We start from the raw sequence: 18965 nt of genomic DNA, 5'->3' as shown, positions 1-18965 counted from the left end.
GATGGAGATCATCTTGGCGTCTAGATGAGTAGCGTTAGCTACACTGTAAGAAAGCGACTTCTTGTCGCACCATAATCCAGATTATCGGAAATAAAAAAGGTATCCCTATTTACTAAGAGACACCTTGTTCTATTCTATAGAAAGCTAATCATCAACAATCAGTTTTTTTAGACTTATGAAGAGGAGGTGGAATTAACCAACCTTTTTCTTTATTAAGTCTTAAGAACTTTCCACCAAGAGCTACTTTTTGCATATGAATTTGTGCAAACATGGCTGCAATATCTTCCCGAATAGATTGTCCAATCAATTGACTACACGTAACTAGACCAGCAGCTATATTCATTGAAATTGCTGCAGCTACTTCTGGATCTTGAACACGTGCACCCACTGGAATATCATCTAAACAAGCTTCAGGTCGTTCAGGTGGGGTTGGCGGTAAACCTACTCCATTTTCTTTTAATAATGTTTCAATGCTTTTTATTTCTTGCTGGCACTGTTCGATTGTCTCTTGTACCAATTTATGTAGATCCTTGTCTCCTACATGATTTAGAAATGTTTGATAGCCAGATACTAACCCTTTTGAGGTAGAAACATACGACCATGTTCCAAATACCTCACCATAATGCATCGGTTCATCTGTAGGATTTCCACTTAAAATACCCATTGTTATCCTCCTTACAAAATTCATGATAGTGTGCCACCTTTCTTGCTATGCACATGTTTAACGTCTCCAAATTTTGTTTTATTATTCTTCTACTTCTATCAAAAAATTAATTCATCAAAGAATATAATTCCATATTTCAAGCAAACTAACCAAGATGTTTAAAAGAGCATCGTCCACTATACCCTTGTTATTAAACCCAAAAAAACTACCCTATAGGTAGTTTTTTTGGAATTGTTGGAGAGATTATAAATTGTGGCTCTCATCACAGCTATTTATCTCTACTCATACAAAATAGATATTAACGAACTTTTTCTTCACGATCATCTCTTCTTTTAAGACCAAAAAGACCAACTAGTCCTAATAATCCAAGCAATTCCCAAGGTGAATCATTGTTATCATCTGTATCAGTTGCTGTAGTGACATTTCGAGTGTTTACGTCATTATTATAATTTAAGTCATCATTATAATTTGCTCTATCTACGTTATTATTTTCAGCATTAACAGGTAAGCCGAAAGTCATCATAGTTAAAGCTAACGTACATAATAAAACAGAACATTTCTTTTTCATTGTATTCCCTCCTTTCTTTATTAAATAAAGTCCCCCCATCACGAAATCCTATTCTGTAATGACATAAAGCTTACAGACTGTATCTAAAAATTTCATGCTACAAGAGTACAGTAATGAGTAAAATTTCATATTTTAAGCAAACTACTCAAGATGCAATGAGGCATCACTCATGAAACCCAATTACGTAACAGAAAAAACTACTGATTGCACACCAGTAGTTTTTTTCTGTTTTTACGCTGTATATGGCATACAACGTTAGTTAACATAATGGATTTTCTAGGTAGTAGTAACACTAAGTAGACTTTATAGCATTTAGATGTGTCACGTCCCCTTCAACTACTACCCTGTACGTATTATCCTTTAGCTCTAATATCGTAAGACTAGTATCATGCACATAAGGTGGTGTCCATAAATCTTTAACTTCTTTGCCTTTGACACACATCATTAAAGACTTTAAAAATACTGAATGACTTACAATTAAGACAGTTCCTTTCTTATGATTAGAAACAATATTTTGTAATACAAGACTGACCCTGTTATTGAATTCCTCAAAGGTTTCGCCGTTAAATGGCTTATAATTTGCTGGGTGTTCCCAAAAATTATTATACTGCTCAGGATATAAAGCCTTTAGCTCTTCATGTGTTTTTCCTTCCCACTCGCCAAGAAATATTTCTCTTAAATTTTCATCTGATTCAATAAGTAAATTCTGATTCCCCATGATAAGTTCTGCTGTTTCAATGGCTCTTTCACTTGTACTAGTATAAACAGCATCAAATGTTACAGATTTTAATTTTTCTCCCAAAGCTATCGCATTTCTTTTGCCTAGTTCGGTTAAATTAGAATTCTTCCATCCCTGCATCCTTTTTTGAATGTTCCATTCTGTTTGACCATGTCTAACTAAATATAAATTTAACAACTTTTATTCCCCCCCTAAAAATCATATTATATTTGTAGTCCTTTTCTATTCTGTATGTAATCTATCAGTATTTGACGTTCATCCTCAAATAACATTTTTAAATTACTAATCTCTGATAAAGGCTTCCAGCAAATATCTAATATCAGCTCATCTGGATCTTGAAATTTCTTTTCTCCACCTAACAATTTCACTTCGAAATACTCAATATAGACATTTACATCATATGTGACCGTATCACGTTCACATATTTTATCAATAACTGAAATCTTGTATCCCGTTTCTTCCCAAACCTCTCTTATACAGCATTCTTCATATGTCTCAGATCCTTCTATACCACCTGAAGGTACTGACCATAGTTCTGGCTGATTGGGCTTCTCCTGAGCTACCATTAATAGTTCGTTTTTATCGTTTATACAAATTGCAGCAGCGCCTCTCCACTTAGTCATTTGATTCCACCTCATTTTACAAAAATATACAATTTTTATTTTAACACAAGAAGATAGGCATGCCTTCACTATTTAAACACCACATAGATGTCTAGTTACCATAATGTACTTTATAGGAGCTTTTCCAATTTAATGGAAATGTGATATTGTTAAATTATAGATAAAGATTGCTTGTCTTTTTAAAATTTAACGAAATGATTTGAGGTGTAATTTTGGGCCAGCTTATTATTTTAATTATTTGCGCTATCTGCCTAGTACTAGGGATATTTATAAAAAAGAAGAACGCTTAAAACTACAAATCTTTATGTATACCATATACATCGCTAGTTTACATAAACACTCTTTCCGGAACACACCACAAAAAGGAACCCTTATGGGAGTAAGGGTTCGAAAGAGGTCTCATTTATGAGTTATGCAGCTTTTTATACATCGTTGATTTGTTAGGCTTTTAATTAGGAGGACCAACATATTCGATGAATAAAAAGCGCACCTTTTATTCATATGCTCGTACGGTAAAATGTAGTCTATAGGGTAGAGATATGATATTGTTTACTTGCGGTTATATTTTGGTACTTTATAATAGCATTTCTATTAGAAAGCTATCTCGCTTGCCAATGGCGGGGTAGCTTTTTATATTTTCTACAACCTTTATTGTGACTCCTAGTCGGAAAAACCTTTGGTTAGAAGGTAATTAGAAACTTCTTATATTGTTAGTCCGTAAAGAGAGACACTTAAAGCAATCACCCTCTATTGTGAGTATACGATAATTACTTCCTAGTAATTTACTTTTGAGCAGTGTTGTAAGTTGAATAAAGTCAGTAAAAACAAGGAATATATATTTCTTGTTTTTTATCTTCTTATTTTTTTCATAAAATTTTAAGCCAAATGCCAAGTAAGATTGTCTAATAGGTATAAAAGGAAAAAGTAGAGAGGATGAATTTCAATTATTAGGATCGTTAAAAAAGCTCAAAAAGGTAATGATAAAGCTTTTTTGAAACTTTTTCAGACATATGAACAAGATATTTATCGGATGGCTTATGTATATGTCAAAAATAAAGACGATGCCTTGGACGTGGTTCAAGAAGTAGCATACCGTTCTTTTAAAAACATAGATACTTTAAAAAAGCCAGAATACTTTAAGACATGGTTAATCAAAATTACTATTAGGTGTGCAATCGATCATCTAAGAAAGAATAGCAAGGTCGTTCAATTACATCCAGAACATGAGGAAATTATCGGTTCAGATATTGAAGATATTCCCCTTACATTATCCCTTCATCAATTAGTGGAAGAATTAAATGAAGATGAAAAAAGTGTTGTTATTTTACGATTTTATGAAGGCTATTCTTTTAGGGAAATAGCTGAGACGTTGACTATTCCTTTAGGCACGGCCAAATCTATTTTATATCGTGCTTTAGCTAAACTTCGTAAACAAGTGAAAGGCGTTGGTATTTATGAAGAATAAACTAAAACAAGAACTTGAACAAATTGAAATTCCAAAAGAATTACATATGAGAGCCAAACTTGGTGTAGAAAAGGCTAAATCAGAGCAACCAAGAAGAACGTTTAAAAAAGCAATTGTATTTCCGGCTGCCGCAGCTTTATTCCTTATAGGTTCCGCAGGTGTAGGAGCAGCGACATTTCCAAGCTTCAACCACTTACTATCTCTTGTTAGTCCCGACATTGCCTTGTTTCTTCAACCTATTGAAACCACTAGTGAAGATAAAGGAATAAAAATGAAGGTTGTAGGTGCCATGAACGATGACGAAATGGCTGTTATTTACGTTACGATGCAAGATTTAACAGGTAATCGCCTTGATAAAACGTTGGATCTTTATGATTACACATTAACTGACGGGCATATGTTTAATAGCCAAATTGTTAACTATGATAAAGATACAAATACAGCCACATTACGAATTCAAGCAAATGGAGGCACAAACTTTAATAATAAAAAAATCAAATTGCGAATAAGCTCTTTCCTTAGCCAAAAGCATAAGCATGAAGGAATCAAGATAGATACTGATCTGTCGGAGCTAAAGAATAAAAATGTAGATACAATCTCTCTTAGCACAGATAGTACATCCGGAGGAGGTGGGGAAATTACTGACCAACTCGACACGGGAGAAAGTATAGAAATCTTAAAGCCTAACGAAACCATTCTTTCTCTGCCCAAAATAAAATTTATGCATGTATCAAATATTGGATTTGTGAATGGTCAACTTCACGTTCAAACAAAGTGGTCCGATGAAGATATAGATAGCCATGGAGATTTGTATTTAGTTGATCCTTCCGGAAAAAAGATAAATGCTGCTTCTAACATCTATTATGGCGTAGATAAATCAGGAAAAACCGTTTACGGAAATAACTATGTGGAGTATATTTTTAATGCAAATAATGAAGATTTTAGTAAGTTAAAATTAATGGGAGACCTTGTATCTAACGGTAATTTTACAAAAGGTGATTGGAGCACTACATTTAAGCTGCATTCTGTAGAAAATGAAAAGAGTCTGAGCTTTAATGAGGACTTTGGCAGTTGGAAAGCAACTAAAATGACTCTTTCATCACTAGGTGTAACGCTATACGGAAAAGGGCATTTTAAAGACACTGATAACATAAAAGTGAGTGTTAAAATGAATAATGGCAGCAGTCAATCACTCGATTCGTTACAAAACTTTAGTGATAATAAAAGCGTTAAAGCTAAATTTCTATCTTCTTCTCCTTTAGATTTATCAAAAATCAAAGCAATCAATGTAAATGGTACAGTTATTAAAGTACCTAAATAAAAGATAAAGCAAAGTTTCTTAATCCTATGAATAAGAAACTTTGCTTTTTTATTGTTCACTGTTTTAACGGCTACCTTAATATTAGTCCATTAAGATCACAACACACAAAGTCCGTAAAAGTATACCTTTACGGACTTTTATATTATATAAGAAATCCATCATTTTTATCGTTCGTTTAAATTTGAAAATGAATTACGAACGTCTTATGAAATGCATAAAATTTTACGAACGTTTTTAATGTAATAAGAGGAAGAGAACCACAAAAGGAGTATAAAATAGAAAACAGAAGATTTGGATACATACATGGGAGCAGTCGAGAGTAAAATGAAGGTCGTCAACTTCAATCAATGCAAGAAGTTGGTATTTATCTCTGTGATATTTTTTAGAAAGAAACTCGTTAATAAAAAAAGGCTTCCTAAATAGAGAAGTAGTTCACAGGTGTAACTACTTCCTTATGGTTTTATACTAGTCTTTTATAATGATACTACTGTATGTTATTCATTCTTTATTGGCTGAAGATACTCAGTTTTGGGTAGTGAAATTTGATGAGATACGGGAGAAGCAATAATCAAAGATGTATCGACTTTACCATAAAGGCTTAAACGGTTTGTAAAGTCTTCTAACTGTTTTATGGATGAGAATGCAGTTTTCATAAAATAACTGTTTATTCCGGTTATCCGGTGACATTCTAAAATATCTTTTTCTCCTTTGATAATTTCTTCAAATTGTTGAGTTTTTATTTTTAAATTTGCTATTTGAATAATTGCTTTTATACTTTTTCCAATTGCGTTAGGCGAGAGAATTACAGTAAAACCTTGTATTGTACCATTTTTTTCTAAACGTTGTAGTCTTTTTTTTATACTTAATGGACTTAGAAGTAATTTTTTAGACAATTCATGGACAGTAATTCTACTATCTTCTTGTATAAATTGCAGTAAGCTACGATCAATCAAATCCATTTTTCATTACCCCATCTTCAAATAAAATTATTCTTATATTCCTTTATCAAGACACTATTAGCATGAATCTAAAAAGGATAATCGACTATAGATAGTTATTATATTAATAAATCAATCATTAATTCCATTTTTAATCTTGATGCTTAGAAATAAACCGAATTTAAGATAATAAGTTAAAAGATTAAATAGATGACTTGTAATATCTAAACAGAACATCCTTCAACGCAAGACGATACTATACTATAAGTCCAACATCATATACCTAACATGTATCAAAGATTCAACGAAGCACTTGTTTCTTATTGTAATCACAACTCCCACAATCTCCACACTTCACCTGTAGATTTGTTTTATTGCAATTTATCTTTGTGCTTTCGAGATGCTGTAAAATATCTGCAAGAAGATCATTGACACTATCACTAACAATGTTTTTACCGTTGACTAATGCAAATGGCTGTACTAAACATTGGCCACAATAAAGCAAACATTTTTCTTCTATAATTTCTACATCTGAAATTTGTTGTAATTTCTCTTTTACGTCATAGAGCTCTTCTTCAAAATTACAAGGGCAAAACTTAACAATATATTCCATTCGGCTCTCTCCTTTAGACTAATAATTTGTTGATAAGATTTAGAATGATTTTACAAATATTTTTAAAAAAGATGCAAGAATATACAGCGACGCATTCTTGCTTTAGCACGTTAAGGAGGAAACCTTTCACAGAATAAACGCTTCAATGTAAGCGCTTGCTTAACAAGAAAACTAGTTATAATATTTAGATTGTTGGAAATATTATCCCCTTATTTGGGAATAAAACTATTCATCTATTAAAAAATAGGAGGTTGTTTCAATGTCTGAAAAAGTATTAGAAACGAAAAAAACAAAAAAAGAAGAAATCTTTCCGGTGCAAAGCATCCACCACTTAGAACTATATGTAGGGAATGCGAAGCAAGCTGCTTATTATTATTCAAATGCCTTTGGTTTCAAAATTAAGGCTTACCGTGGATTAGAGACAGGTTGTCGGGATCGTGTTTCTTATGTACTTGAACAAGGTGCAATTCGTCTAGTGGTTACAGGAAGTCTTGAGGAGACTACAGATATTGCTGCATTTGTAAAACTACATGGTGAGGGAACAAAGGACATTGCATTAAAAGTTTCTGATATTGAAAAGACATATAAGGGAGCAATTGAGCGAGGAGCAATTGCCATTCGAGAGCCATGGTCTGAAGAAGATGAGAATGGAATTGTTAAGAAAGCGATTATTGGTACGTATGGGGACACTGTTCATACATTAGTCGAGACAGTAAATTACAAAGGCAGTTTTTTACCAGGGTATCAATCTTATGAATTAGAGACTGGTACATCTTCTACGGGAATTGTTGGCATTGACCATATCGTAGGAAACGTAGAGGTTATGGATGAGTGGACAACTTATTACGAAAAAGTATTTGGTTTCAATGTACTTAAACACTTTGATGATGAAAACATCTCAACAGAGTATTCAGCTCTTATGTCTAAAGTCATGATGAATGGAACAGGGCGTATTAAGTTTCCGATTAATGAGCCGGCAGAAGGAAAAAGAAAATCACAAATTCAAGAATACCTAGACTTTTACAAAGGCCCAGGTGTTCAGCATCTAGCGCTACTTACAAACGATATTATTAAGACAGTTAAAGCGTTGAAAGACAATGGTGTAGAGTTTCTTGACACACCAGCTACTTATTATGAAGAACTAAGTGAACGGGTAGGGGAAATTGATGAAGATCTACAAAAGCTTCAAGAACTTAGTATTTTAGTTGATCGTGATGATGAAGGATATTTACTTCAAATTTTCACAAAACCTATTGTAGATCGTCCGACTTTGTTTATTGAAATTATTCAACGTAAAGGTGCTCTAGGATTTGGAGATGGAAATTTTAAAGCATTATTTGAATCCATTGAACGTGAGCAAGAACGTCGAGGGAATATTTAAGCTGCAGTTAAAGCTAAACTAATATTTGTTGTTTGGTAAATATGAAAAAGAAAGGAGGAATGCGACATGAATATAAAGAGTATAGCTGGAAGTGGTGTTGAGATGAGCGAGAGCTCAAAATTACAAACTAGTATCCATGCTTTTTTATCAGATCTAATTGATTATGCTGGGTTGTTTCCACCAGCTAATTTATCTCTGGAAACCTCAATAAAAAATTACAAGGAATTTCAAACTTGTAAAGATTCATGGATGCTCGGACGGTTTATTATTCCTATCTCACAACTAAATCAACTTATTCCGTATGTATCGATGTTTTCAAAAGAACGTCCATTAATCATCTCAGCTTTAGGGTCTAGGAGTAATAATAAGATTGAATTCCTAAATAGCTTACATGCGGATCTTGAAATAGTTAGGTCTTTTCGTAATGAGTATAAGAGGAATATCAAAATTAACATATGCGAGATTCCTCTCCCGCCTCATATACCGGATCGTGCTTTATTACAAACTATTACAAAAGCGACAGATAAGAGTAGGCTACAAACCTTTTGTGAAGCGACAATACCTTTAGATAGGGACTGGGAATCTAAGATACTTAAAACTCTGGATATTATTGCTGCGCATAATAATGAAAGCGATCTCTTACTAGGGTTTAAATTGCGGACTGGTGGAGTTACAGCAAAAGCATTTCCAACTTCTCAGCAAATAGCAACCGTACTTGTCGGATGTCGTGATCGAGATATTCCTGTGAAGTTCACAGCCGGACTACATCATCCAATTCGTATGTATCGTGAAGAAGTGAATACACGAATGCATGGTTTCCTCAATGTTTTTACAGCTGGGATGCTAGCTCATATCAAAAAACTAGATATAGTATCAACAGTAAAAATTCTTGATGATGAGAAATCAAAGAATTTCAAGTTCACTGATAAAGGATTACAATGGCACGATTTAACCGTCCCAACTTCTGAAATTATAAGATTACGAGAAAAATTACTTTGTTCATATGGCAGCTGTAGTTTCGATGAGCCCCGTGAAGACTTACGTGCATTAGGAATTTATAGTATAGAAGAGGAGTGGAGATGATGAAATCATTTATAGAGGTAGATCCTAAATCTCATTTTCCCATTCAAAACCTTCCTTACGGTGTATTTCGCCCCCTTACGATGGGGGTTCCCCGTATTGGAGTTGCGATTGGTGATTATGTATTGGATCTTTCTGTGCTAGACGCTGAGGGATATTTTGATGGTACGGATGTAGAGGGAAAAGGAGTTTTTGAACAAGCTTCTCTTAATAAATTTATGGCTCTTGGAACTAAAGCATGGCGGGATGTAAGAGGACGTATCCAACAATTACTACATGAAGATGAGTCAATTTTAAGGGATAACTATGCCCTTCGTGATATTGCATTAATCCCTCAAAAAAATGTCAAAATGCTTTTGCCTGCACAAATTGGGGATTATACAGACTTTTATGCTTCAAAAGAGCATGCAACTAATGTAGGGATTATGTTTAGGGGAAAGGAAAATGCCCTAATGCCGAATTGGACTCACTTGCCAGTTGGTTATCATGGGCGAGCTAGTTCAGTAGTTCTTAGTGGGACTGATGTAAGACGTCCACAAGGACAAATGAAACCAGCGAATTCAAATGTACCTTTATTTGGTCCGAGTTGTCAACTTGATTTGGAATTAGAGATGGGATGGTTTATTGGACCAGGTAATGAAAGAGGGAAAAACATTGCCTTAGAAAATGCAGAGGAACAAATCTTCGGTCTTGTACTAGTCAATGACTGGAGCGCTCGAGATATCCAATCATGGGAATATCAACCACTTGGCCCGTTCTTAGCTAAAAGCTTTGCTACTTCAATTTCTCCTTGGGTGGTGCCACTTGAAGCTCTCGAGCCTTTTAGAGTAGCTGGACCAGAGCAGGAGCCAGAGCCATTACCTTATTTACGTACAAATAAACCTGGTTCATTTGATATTCATTTAGAGGTGAATCTTAAGGGGGAAGGAATGAAAAATTCCAAAACCATCTCCACAAGTAACTTTCGTTATCTTTACTGGTCCATGGCTCAACAGATTGCTCATCATACAGTAGGAGGATGTAATTTGCGTCCTGGTGATTTGCTTGCTTCAGGAACAATTAGTGGGCCTGAAAAAGAGATGCGAGGAAGTTTATTGGAGCTAACATGGCGTGGAACTGAGCCCATAGAAATGGAAAATGGAGAACAGAGGGTTTGGTTAGAAGACGGAGATCAGCTAACGATTACAGGTTGGTGTCAAGGAGAGGGATATAGAATTGGATTTGGGGAAGTGACAGGCCGAGTTCTGCCAGCTCTTAAACAATCTTATACTTTATCTCACATTTAACTAGTAAAGCTCGTTCAGTATGCTCCAAGACAGATGTGTGTGGGAATGGTATTAGAGTCAACTGATGGGCTTTACAACTGTAGAACTTATGGATGAAAGTGGAGAAAAAAGGTTGGAGAAATCACTGTATCAGTCTGTAGCAAAATTACATAGAACAGGATAGGTGAAAGCATGGAAGTACTTGAACATAAAATCATCTCACGGAAAGAATTAGAAGGTCTTGATGTTTATAAACCAGGTAAGCCTATCGAAGAAGTGAAGCGAGAGTTAGGTCTTAATCGCATTATTAAACTTGCTTCGAATGAAAATCCATTAGGTTATTCATCAATGGCAAAAGAGGCCATGATAAAAGAAATGGAAAAGTTAATGTTTTACCCGGAAGGAATGGCTCCTGTTCTGGTAAAAGAAATAGCGAAACATTTAAAAGTTGAGGAAGAGCAAGTTATAACAGGGAATGGGTCGGATGAAATTCTTCGCTTGCTCACACGTAGCTATATCCGTTCTGGAGACGAGGCTATCATGGCAGACGTCACATTCCCTCGTTATGAAACGAACGTCATCATCGAAGGGGGGAGGGCGATTAAAGTACCACTTGTAAACGGGGTGCACGATCTTGGAGGTATGCTCGCTGCTATTACGGACAAAACGCGCATGATTTTTGTGTGTAACCCAAACAATCCTACTGGAACAATTGTTGGAAAGAGAGAATTAACATCATTTATTGATCAAGTTCCTAATCATATACTGCTTGTTGTGGATGAAGCTTATTTTGAATATGTGACAGCAGAAGACCACTTGGATACGGTGCCCCTTATTCATGCCCATGCAAACTTGATTGTCTTACGTACTTTTTCAAAAATTTACGGATTGGCTGCTCTACGTATTGGTTATGGAGTAATGCATTCAAATTTTGTCAAGGAACTTACTAAGGTAAAGGAACCCTTTAACACTAATCGTATGGCACAAGTTGCAGCCACTACCTCTTTGGCAGATTTAGAGTTTGTTAGCAAGTGTAAAAAAGAGAATGAGAAAGGAAGGTTATATATTTCAGTAGAGGTCGAAAAAATGGGTCTCAGCTATTTTCCATCCCAAGGTAATTTTATAATGATAAGGCTAAATTCATCTGGTGATAATGTGTTTCAATCATTACTGCATAAAGGAATTATCGTTCGTTCTGGGGAGGTATTGGGACTCCCAAACACAATTCGTGTATCAATCGGAACAAAAGAAGAAAATGAAGCGTTTATCCAAGCACTTCGTGAAGTAATAGAATAAGAGAGGAGCAGTATTTATGCCACATTATGTAAAGATGGGGAAGGTTCCTGCAAAACGCCATACACAATTCCGGAAAGAAGACGGGAGCTTACACTATGAGCAAGTTATGGGAACGAAAGGTTTTTCGGGTATTCAATCACTCATTTATCATATCAATCCCCCAACACAAGTAAGAGAGGCTAAAAAAATCACAGAAATCCATTATGAGATTGAAGAAAAAGAGGCACTTAAACATCGCCACTTTCACACTTGGGAAACCGAAGCAGGAGGAGATTTCCTTGAAGCAAGAAAAATCTTTATGGTTAATGATGATGTAGCCATTGGAGTTGCCCGACCAACACAACAAATGTCATATTTTTATCGTAATGGGGAAGGCGATGAAATGCTGTACGTGCATGAAGGAAAAGGAAAAATAGAGAGTATCTTTGGTGAATTGTCTTTTCTTCCAGGTGATTACCTAGTTATTCCTATTGGTACTACATATAGAGTAGTTCTAGAAACAGAACAGGCACGATTTCTCATTGTGGAATCAAACTCAGCAATCATGCCTCCAAAACGCTATCGTAATGAGCATGGTCAACTTCTAGAGCACTCTCCCTATTGTGAGCGTGATTTAAGAACACCAGAAAAACTAGAGCCAAAAGATGAACGAGGAGAATTCGAGGTTCGTGTGCGAGCTCAAGGTATGTTGACTTCTTATTTATTTGATTTTCATCCATTAGACGCTGTAGGTTGGGATGGGTATTTGTTTCCTTATGCTTTTAGTATTCATGATTTCGAACCAATTACAGGTAGAATTCATCAGCCACCTCCAGTTCACCAAACATTTGAAGCTCATAACTATGTAATTTGTTCATTTGTGCCACGATTATATGATTATCATCCAGAGGCCGTTCCGGCTCCTTATGTGCACAGCAATGTAGAAAGTGATGAAGTACTATACTATGTGGATGGAGAGTTTATGAGTAGGCGTGGAATTGAAGAGGGATCTATTACTCTTCATCCAAGTGGGCTGCCACATGGTCCACACCCAGGGAAAATGGAAGAAAGCATCGGGAAAAAAGAAACACGAGAACTAGCTGTTATGATTGATACATTTCGACCGCTTCATGTCGTTAAGCAAGCACATCGTTACGAAGACTCTTCTTACATGCAGAGCTGGTATAAATAGAAAAATATATTTGGTTAAGTTTTATGGCGGATATTATAGCTTTTATGCTTTTTGTACCGGGCGTTATTTAAACGCCCAGCTCCCTTTTATTTAATCATTATTGAAGATAAATTGAAACATGCTATTAAAATTTTTAAAGATGAGTATTTATGAAAAAAGAAAAGTGGTATGGGAATAATTTGTTGATAGATAGAATAATAAAGTTTTTCTTTTTTACACTATTAAGGTCATTAATACGCTTATTCTAGAAGAAGTACAAATCATAAAACAAATATTCCATTTTTGAGGGGAGAACCTACATGGATTTATTTCGAAAAAAGTCAATTTCTCATATGTTGGCCAGTGTTCAAGCAACGGATAAATCTTTGAACAAAGTACTTGGAGCTAAAGATCTAACAATGATGGGGATTGGCTGCATTATTGGAACAGGAATTTTTGTTTTGACAGGAGTAGCCGCCGCAGAACACGCAGGCCCCGCTCTTGTGCTTTCGTTTATCTTTTCAGGACTTGCCTGTATATTTGCTGCGCTATGTTATTCAGAATTCGCTTCTTCTATCCCTATTTCTGGTAGCGCTTACACTTACAGTTATGTTACTTTTGGTGAAATGATGGCTTGGATTCTTGGTTGGGCATTACTGTTGGAATACGGACTTGCAGCTTCAGCAGTTGCTAGTGGCTGGTCAGGTTATTTTCAAGGCTTATTAAGTGGGTTCGGGTTGAAATTACCACTTGCTATAACAAGTGCTTACGATCCTGGAAAAGGAACCTTTATTGACGTTCCAGCTATTACTGCTGTTTTAGTTATTACCTTTCTGCTCTCTCGTGGTTTACGTGAATCTACACGTGCAAATAATATCATGGTTGTGATTAAGATTGCTGTTGTTCTTTTATTCATCGTCATCGGAATATGGTATGTAAAACCAGGAAACTGGACACCATTTATGCCATTTGGTTTCTCTGGGGTAACAGCAGGTGCTGCATCTGTCTTTTTTGCTTACCTTGGCTTTGATTCTATAGCTTCTGCAGCCGAAGAAGTAAAAAATCCTCAGCGCAATATGCCTATCGGGATTATTTCTTCCCTTACTATATGTACGATTTTATATATTATTGTTTCCTTCATTCTAACAGGCATTGTTCCCTTTACTGAATTAAATGTGAAAAACCCTGTAGCGTTTGCTTTAAGCTATATTCACCAAGACTGGGTAGCAGGCTTTATTTCGGTAGGAGCTTTGACAGGAATGACTACAGTGTTACTTGTACTTTTATACGCACAAACACGTTTGTTTTTTGCCATGAGTCGGGATGGCTTGTTACCTAAAACAATGTCCAAAGTCGATTCAGTTAAGAAAGCCCCTATTATAAATACGTGGATTACAGGAATTTTAGTTGCAATTTTTGTTGGATTCATTCCTTTACATAGATTAGCTGAACTAGTTAATATCGGAACACTCTTTGCGTACTTGGTTGTTTCGGTAGGTGTATTGGTTTTGCGTAAAACACAACCTGAACTACCACGCGCTTTCAAAGTCCCATTTGTTCCGTTTATCCCTATTATCTCTATGTTATTTTGTGGCTACCTTATGTTTAATTTACCGATGACCACTTGGATTGGATTCGGAATCTGGTTGGTTATTGGTCTTATTGTTTACTTTACATTTGGTTACAGTAACAGTGAATTAGGAAAGAGGGAGAAAAATTTAAAAGCTGATAAAGAAATAGATAAGAGAGAGATTCTATAAGCCTTCTGCATGCACTTATCTAATGAATATATTCAAGCTAATTAAAAAAGTCTATCTTAATACATGTAATCTTCTATTCATTAAATATCTTAGGACAAACAATTTTGTATAATAGAATCTGTTTAATCAAACATTTTATTATAACTAAGGCTAAAAAGGGTGCCTATTGGCATCCTTTTTTAGATAAAAATTTTTCATTTACCAATTCTGTAATCTATTTTTTCCTTTTATTACCTTATCTTAATGTAAAGATCCTCATTTGATACATTTTATTACTTCTCCTTAAATAATAAATAGGATTTTTAAATTCAATTCCTCAATTAACCAATAATACCATCAAAGCTTCCTATTGCAACCGAAATGGGAATAGAAGCTATTCACCCATAAGCAACCGCAAACCCTAATCCGTCTGCAACTGATGGATCATCAGTTATGTGATTTACTTGTATAGCAACCCAAATTAGTAAGCCACCAACCATTACAACAAAAGAAATAATAGTAGTCAGTAAAAATGCGGTAAAAGCTTTAACCATAGATTCCCCTTCATTCTCATACATCTAGAGTATTCGTTCTGCTCATTATAGTAACAATAGTGGGGAAAAAATGAATTTTCGACATAGATAAGCCAAGTTCTTTACATCCAAGAGTGAATAATTCTACTGTACATAATATATAAAAACGTAAAGAGAATTTGTAGGGTAACCGTATCTTTTAAACAAGAGGGTTATATGTGGTTAAATAAAGAATTAAAAAATGAGGATATTTAACTGTCTCACAAATTCGTATACATTCTTTGTTTATGGATCTTTCGCATTAATGTTTTCGCTTGATGGATTCTAGATTTAACTGTGGATAGAGGAATATGTAATCGAGTAGCTATTTCATTGTATGATAAATCATCAAAATAAAAATACATGATTACTTTACTATATTTAGGAGGTAAAGAGTCTACCCATTGATATATGTCTTCTTTATCCATACTTGCTGAACAATATCTTCTGCTGCGTAAATATCTTTTACATAGAGTAAGGCAATTTTAATAAGTTGCCCATCATATTTTAGTATTACATTATTCAGTAATTCTTCATGTTCAAAATCTTTCATTTCCAATCATCCAACCTTATTAAAGTAACCATTTGTTGTTCATTGTTTATTTAATCTTTCAGCTAAATAAAGCCACTATATGTAGCATGTAAATTTTAGATATTCGTAGTAAAAAAACCTATTACTATTATAGTTTGAAAATGGTAATTCGTCTTCTTATCAGCTTATGTATAAAAGCTAGTACGTCAGATATAACGCATATGTAACTAGATCTGTATGTCTATGGATAATTGGCATAAAAATGCTGTTTTTTTCCTTAATAGGTATCTATCTATACATTTTCTTTTACAATTTACACTACTAACCCTTATTATGGAATTAAACTCAAAATAAGGTGGGAGATGCTTGTATGAGAGCTAAGATTGAGAAAGCGAACCATGTAGTGATGTTTGAAACAGCCGGTGAGTTTTATGCACACGAAGTGACTCAAGGTCCTAAAGTGGGTTTCTTTGCTTGCCCCTCTTGCGGAGTGAAAGTTTATCATAAACAAGATCATTTCTTTTCACGTGAACATGAGCGTACGTGTACTTATGTACAAGAACAATCTAAGAGAAAGCTCTAATCCTTGTCTTCAAAAGCTTAGTTTATAAGATTTTAATTGGTTATTTTATACATTTATAGTATAATATCGAAGTTGCATTTGTGAACATATAAAAGGAGAGTTAGGATGAAGGGACTAAGTACATTAAGAAAGATAGATGCCTTGGGACGTATAGTGCTTCCCATTGAACTAAGAAAAGGAATGGATATAGGTAAAGACGATTCAGTAGAAATCTTATTGGAAGATGATCATATAGAAATAAAAAAATACGAAGAATATAACAAATGTATGATTACAGGTGAAATAACGCCTCAAAACCGTAGATATGCAAATAACATAGTTTTAAGTCTGGTAGGCGCAAAAATTTTATTTAATGAAATAAAAGATAAGCAAAAAACCTTTGAATCGTAAATTCAAAGGTTTTTTAGTTCCAACTATTTTTTATGCTGTATACTTTCTAACCAGTTTTGCACAGAAGACCCTAAGCTAGTTGCTCCTACCTTTAATTCATCCATAATGTAAGAAATTAAATTGTGTAAACTATACTCTTCCTTATAAGGGTTATTTTTATTAATGAATTTTAGCACCTCTTTTAGCTCCTTTATTCTTCCCTGATCCAATTCTTCTTCTAAATGCCGAGTCATGTAGTCATCAACAAAATCAGAATTCCTTATGCTCGCTTCAATTAAAAAGGACGCAGCTAATGCAGGAGAGCAATCTAAAGCATAAGCTAAGCGTTTCAGGATATCATACGTTTCTCCATGTCCATCTTTTAAGCGTGTAGAGACACGCTCTTTCTCAATATTTTTGTATAGGTGTCTAATTGGCTCATTGGACATATCCCCCATATACACAGTGCTGCCAAAGCTAAATCCTCTTCTAAAATAATTTGATAGGTAGTCCATTACTTTTGAAGAAGCAAGGCCTGATATACAAATTGACTCAACTACACTTTTCACGGGTGTATTTGTAATGTAAGACAATCGATAAACACATTCTTTAAGATCAACTGGAAGTGATGGTTTTACATCTCGTTTTTTGTCACTTCGAATTTTTCTTTTCTTCTCTTCTACTCTCACATAATCACTCCTAAAATCTAAAATTACCTCTAGGACAATGACTTTTTGTACATACCTAAAACATGTATATGGCAGGGGAGGGAGGAGCATGTATATTTTTTTGTGATAGTGGAAAAAACTTATAATAGTAGAACATGAGAGGAGTCTTTTGTATGAAAATGACGAAAGAAGAAGCACAAGAAATCGCAAAAAAAATAAAAGAAAACTCTAATAAGTACGGATTGCCTGTAAAAAAAAAGAAAAATGCTAGTGCAACCTAAAAGGGAATATATCAGAAAAGGTCTTCAATTTAACAAAAAATATAAGACTTATATTTTCCTACTATAGTACGCTGTGTAATAAAGATAAAATAAATATAAGCTAACTTACTTACAATAAACTTCAAATTAGATGAGTTAATAATGAAGAAGTTAAAAAGAGACTGCCTAATAAAATTAATTTATTAGGCAGTCTCTTTTTAAAATATGATTATTGGTGACGTAGTTTATCAATTTCTTCTGGTGTAAGGTTTGTAAATTCAGCGATTGTTTGGTTATCTAAACCCTTTTGGATCATACTTAAAGCCACCTTTATGATACCTTTCTTTTCGCCTATTTCTTCACCAATTTGTTTTCCTTTTTCTTCTCCAAGTTTTTCAGCTCTTCTTAAAGCTGACTTTTCATCTAATAATGCTTTTCTTCGTGCTTCATATGCTAATAGCACTTCCGGATCTTGGCTAACCCGTTCCCACTCGTCCATCGCTTTCTTTAATACTTGATCTTCTTGCATCGCAATCTCCTCCAATACCTGAGTGATTTCTTCATCTTCGGATGCTTCAAGTAATAATAACCATCGCACAAGTTGATCTTCCCGTGGATCTACCTCTCTGTTACGCCATTTTATTAATAACTTAGGTAGCTCCATAAAGTGAATTTCCAGCATATCCGTTAAGAGTAATTTCTGCTCTCGCTCATATAACTGAAAGGTAGAGTGATAATCATGAATATGAGATAAATAACGGAAGTTCACAATGTTAATGGTAATCGTTTTACAAAGCTCTCCGTAGTCCATGCCTTCTTTCATTTGACTACTGTACATTTTAGACCAGTAATAGAGTGTTCGTTTTTCCATGTCATGTTTGTTATTAAGCTGAATTTCAATATTAACGCGGCTTCCATCCTCTAACTGTGCATGTACGTCTAAAATAGAGCGTTTATCTTCTTGGTTTTCTTTATTGAAATGCGGATCTAATAACTGCACCGTCTGAATTTTTTTATCATCTGGAAAACGGAGTGCTGCGTTCAAAAAAGCAGCTAAAATAGATTCATTTCCATGTGTGCCAAATAGTGATTTAAATGCAAAGTCGACACGCAAATCTAATCGTTTTGTCATAATATCC

At 34.7% G+C, this 18965-nt stretch carries 21 protein-coding genes; 10 read left to right on the top strand and 11 right to left on the bottom strand.

Annotation, left to right across the window (positions count from 1 at the left end; genetic code table 11):
* Positions 1–151: 151 nt before the first annotated feature.
* The 4 genes from ACFX4G_RS25860 to ACFX4G_RS25845 all read right to left on the bottom strand — a co-directional run bounded on the left by ACFX4G_RS25860 (position 152) and on the right by ACFX4G_RS25845 (position 2594).
* Positions 152–664 carry a DUF3231 family protein gene (locus ACFX4G_RS25860; protein ID WP_034651738.1) on the bottom strand — a complete coding sequence of 171 codons (513 nt, stop codon included), beginning with the start codon at positions 662–664 and terminating at the stop codon, positions 152–154.
* A gap of 298 nt (positions 665–962) precedes the next feature.
* On the bottom strand, positions 963–1232 hold the full coding sequence (locus ACFX4G_RS25855; protein ID WP_045291470.1) for a WGxxGxxG family protein: 270 nt from the start codon (positions 1230–1232) through the stop codon (positions 963–965).
* A 292-nt stretch (positions 1233–1524) separates the two neighbouring features.
* Complete coding sequence (locus tag ACFX4G_RS25850) at positions 1525–2148, bottom strand: histidine phosphatase family protein (RefSeq protein WP_377577870.1); 624 nt, start codon at positions 2146–2148, stop codon at positions 1525–1527.
* A 26-nt stretch (positions 2149–2174) separates the two neighbouring features.
* Positions 2175–2594, bottom strand: coding sequence for an NUDIX hydrolase (locus ACFX4G_RS25845; protein WP_377577867.1), 420 nt, complete (start codon positions 2592–2594; stop codon positions 2175–2177).
* 937 nt (positions 2595–3531) lie between these two features.
* On the opposite strand from ACFX4G_RS25845, the gene ACFX4G_RS25840 reads away from it, so the two are divergent.
* Both ACFX4G_RS25840 and ACFX4G_RS25835 read left to right on the top strand, forming a co-directional pair.
* Positions 3532–4059, top strand: coding sequence for an RNA polymerase sigma factor (locus tag ACFX4G_RS25840; protein ID WP_098548504.1), 528 nt, complete (start codon positions 3532–3534; stop codon positions 4057–4059).
* Complete coding sequence (locus ACFX4G_RS25835) at positions 4049–5380, top strand: DUF4179 domain-containing protein (protein WP_377577864.1); 1332 nt, start codon at positions 4049–4051, stop codon at positions 5378–5380. The genes ACFX4G_RS25840 and ACFX4G_RS25835 overlap by 11 nt, the downstream gene beginning before the upstream one ends.
* 494 nt (positions 5381–5874) lie before the next feature.
* On the opposite strand, the gene ACFX4G_RS25830 is transcribed toward ACFX4G_RS25835, so the two are convergent.
* Both ACFX4G_RS25830 and ACFX4G_RS25825 read right to left on the bottom strand, forming a co-directional pair.
* A complete protein-coding gene (locus tag ACFX4G_RS25830) occupies positions 5875–6339 on the bottom strand; it encodes an Lrp/AsnC family transcriptional regulator (RefSeq protein WP_377577861.1) in 465 nt (154 codons plus the stop codon).
* Positions 6340–6619: 280 nt separating this feature from the next.
* Complete coding sequence (locus ACFX4G_RS25825; protein WP_230185525.1) at positions 6620–6931, bottom strand: DUF1450 domain-containing protein; 312 nt, start codon at positions 6929–6931, stop codon at positions 6620–6622.
* A 259-nt stretch (positions 6932–7190) separates the two neighbouring features.
* On the opposite strand from ACFX4G_RS25825, the gene hppD reads away from it, so the two are divergent.
* From hppD to bcaP, 6 genes are all read left to right on the top strand, one after another.
* On the top strand, positions 7191–8312 hold the full coding sequence (gene hppD / locus ACFX4G_RS25820; RefSeq protein ID WP_230185526.1) for a 4-hydroxyphenylpyruvate dioxygenase: 1122 nt from the start codon (positions 7191–7193) through the stop codon (positions 8310–8312).
* 66 nt (positions 8313–8378) lie between these two features.
* The gene (locus ACFX4G_RS25815) at positions 8379–9395 is read left to right on the top strand and encodes a hypothetical protein (RefSeq protein ID WP_230185527.1); all 1017 of its coding nucleotides are present in this window, start codon (positions 8379–8381) and stop codon (positions 9393–9395) included.
* Positions 9395–10678: a fumarylacetoacetase gene (gene fahA, locus ACFX4G_RS25810; protein ID WP_377577856.1), complete on the top strand. Its 1284-nt coding sequence runs from the start codon at positions 9395–9397 to the stop codon at positions 10676–10678. The genes ACFX4G_RS25815 and fahA overlap by 1 nt, the downstream gene beginning before the upstream one ends.
* Positions 10679–10849: 171 nt before the next feature.
* A complete protein-coding gene (gene hisC, locus ACFX4G_RS25805; RefSeq protein WP_230185529.1) occupies positions 10850–11953 on the top strand; it encodes a histidinol-phosphate transaminase in 1104 nt (367 codons plus the stop codon).
* Positions 11954–11969: 16 nt separating this feature from the next.
* On the top strand, positions 11970–13124 hold the full coding sequence (locus ACFX4G_RS25800) for a homogentisate 1,2-dioxygenase (RefSeq protein ID WP_055991965.1): 1155 nt from the start codon (positions 11970–11972) through the stop codon (positions 13122–13124).
* Between the two features lie 299 nt (positions 13125–13423).
* Positions 13424–14863, top strand: a complete 1440-nt coding sequence (gene bcaP / locus ACFX4G_RS25795) for a branched-chain amino acid transporter BcaP (protein ID WP_230185530.1) — start codon at positions 13424–13426, stop codon at positions 14861–14863.
* A gap of 377 nt (positions 14864–15240) precedes the next feature.
* On the opposite strand, the gene ACFX4G_RS25790 is transcribed toward bcaP, so the two are convergent.
* From ACFX4G_RS25790 to ACFX4G_RS25780, 3 genes are all read right to left on the bottom strand, one after another.
* Positions 15241–15396, bottom strand: a complete 156-nt coding sequence (locus ACFX4G_RS25790) for a hypothetical protein (RefSeq protein ID WP_377577851.1) — start codon at positions 15394–15396, stop codon at positions 15241–15243.
* A 239-nt stretch (positions 15397–15635) separates the two neighbouring features.
* On the bottom strand, positions 15636–15779 hold the full coding sequence (locus ACFX4G_RS25785) for an RNA polymerase sigma factor (protein WP_377577888.1): 144 nt from the start codon (positions 15777–15779) through the stop codon (positions 15636–15638).
* 32 nt (positions 15780–15811) lie between these two features.
* On the bottom strand, positions 15812–15967 hold the full coding sequence (locus ACFX4G_RS25780; RefSeq protein WP_230185532.1) for an RNA polymerase sigma factor: 156 nt from the start codon (positions 15965–15967) through the stop codon (positions 15812–15814).
* Positions 15968–16316: 349 nt separating this feature from the next.
* Between ACFX4G_RS25780 and ACFX4G_RS25775 the strand changes: the two genes are divergently transcribed.
* Together ACFX4G_RS25775 and ACFX4G_RS25770 are read left to right on the top strand one after the other, a co-directional pair.
* A complete protein-coding gene (locus ACFX4G_RS25775; protein WP_230185533.1) occupies positions 16317–16529 on the top strand; it encodes a hypothetical protein in 213 nt (70 codons plus the stop codon).
* A gap of 105 nt (positions 16530–16634) precedes the next feature.
* Positions 16635–16919, top strand: a complete 285-nt coding sequence (locus ACFX4G_RS25770; protein ID WP_230185534.1) for an AbrB/MazE/SpoVT family DNA-binding domain-containing protein — start codon at positions 16635–16637, stop codon at positions 16917–16919.
* Between the two features lie 23 nt (positions 16920–16942).
* Here the strand turns inward: ACFX4G_RS25770 and ACFX4G_RS25765 are convergent, their stop codons facing one another.
* Both ACFX4G_RS25765 and ACFX4G_RS25760 read right to left on the bottom strand, forming a co-directional pair.
* The gene (locus ACFX4G_RS25765) at positions 16943–17587 is read right to left on the bottom strand and encodes a hypothetical protein (protein WP_230185535.1); all 645 of its coding nucleotides are present in this window, start codon (positions 17585–17587) and stop codon (positions 16943–16945) included.
* Positions 17588–18055: 468 nt separating this feature from the next.
* On the bottom strand, positions 18056–18958 hold the full coding sequence (locus tag ACFX4G_RS25760; protein ID WP_025751495.1) for an Rpn family recombination-promoting nuclease/putative transposase: 903 nt from the start codon (positions 18956–18958) through the stop codon (positions 18056–18058).
* Positions 18959–18965 lie beyond the last annotated feature (7 nt).

Source organism: Priestia sp. YIM B13486 (assembly GCF_042787865.1).
Classification (GTDB): domain Bacteria; phylum Bacillota; class Bacilli; order Bacillales; family Bacillaceae_H; genus Priestia; species Priestia megaterium.
This window is presented reverse-complemented; position numbering and strand designations above follow the sequence as displayed.

Coding starts and splice junctions, on each gene's coding strand:
- ACFX4G_RS25815 (WP_230185527.1), top strand. CDS start 8,379: ATGAATATAAAGAGTATAGCTGGAAGTGGTGTTGAGATGAGCGAGAGC.
- fahA (WP_377577856.1), top strand. CDS start 9,395: ATGAAATCATTTATAGAGGTAGATCCTAAATCTCATTTTCCCATTCAA.
- ACFX4G_RS25825 (WP_230185525.1), bottom strand. CDS start 6,931: ATGGAATATATTGTTAAGTTTTGCCCTTGTAATTTTGAAGAAGAGCTC.
- ACFX4G_RS25775 (WP_230185533.1), top strand. CDS start 16,317: ATGAGAGCTAAGATTGAGAAAGCGAACCATGTAGTGATGTTTGAAACA.
- hppD (WP_230185526.1), top strand. CDS start 7,191: ATGTCTGAAAAAGTATTAGAAACGAAAAAAACAAAAAAAGAAGAAATC.
- ACFX4G_RS25760 (WP_025751495.1), bottom strand. CDS start 18,958: ATGACAAAACGATTAGATTTGCGTGTCGACTTTGCATTTAAATCACTA.
- ACFX4G_RS25790 (WP_377577851.1), bottom strand. CDS start 15,396: ATGGTTAAAGCTTTTACCGCATTTTTACTGACTACTATTATTTCTTTT.
- ACFX4G_RS25780 (WP_230185532.1), bottom strand. CDS start 15,967: ATGAAAGATTTTGAACATGAAGAATTACTGAATAATGTAATACTAAAA.
- ACFX4G_RS25800 (WP_055991965.1), top strand. CDS start 11,970: ATGCCACATTATGTAAAGATGGGGAAGGTTCCTGCAAAACGCCATACA.
- ACFX4G_RS25845 (WP_377577867.1), bottom strand. CDS start 2,594: ATGACTAAGTGGAGAGGCGCTGCTGCAATTTGTATAAACGATAAAAAC.
- ACFX4G_RS25835 (WP_377577864.1), top strand. CDS start 4,049: ATGAAGAATAAACTAAAACAAGAACTTGAACAAATTGAAATTCCAAAA.
- ACFX4G_RS25855 (WP_045291470.1), bottom strand. CDS start 1,232: ATGAAAAAGAAATGTTCTGTTTTATTATGTACGTTAGCTTTAACTATG.
- ACFX4G_RS25860 (WP_034651738.1), bottom strand. CDS start 664: ATGGGTATTTTAAGTGGAAATCCTACAGATGAACCGATGCATTATGGT.
- ACFX4G_RS25785 (WP_377577888.1), bottom strand. CDS start 15,779: ATGTATTTTTATTTTGATGATTTATCATACAATGAAATAGCTACTCGA.
- bcaP (WP_230185530.1), top strand. CDS start 13,424: ATGGATTTATTTCGAAAAAAGTCAATTTCTCATATGTTGGCCAGTGTT.
- hisC (WP_230185529.1), top strand. CDS start 10,850: ATGGAAGTACTTGAACATAAAATCATCTCACGGAAAGAATTAGAAGGT.
- ACFX4G_RS25830 (WP_377577861.1), bottom strand. CDS start 6,339: ATGGATTTGATTGATCGTAGCTTACTGCAATTTATACAAGAAGATAGT.
- ACFX4G_RS25770 (WP_230185534.1), top strand. CDS start 16,635: ATGAAGGGACTAAGTACATTAAGAAAGATAGATGCCTTGGGACGTATA.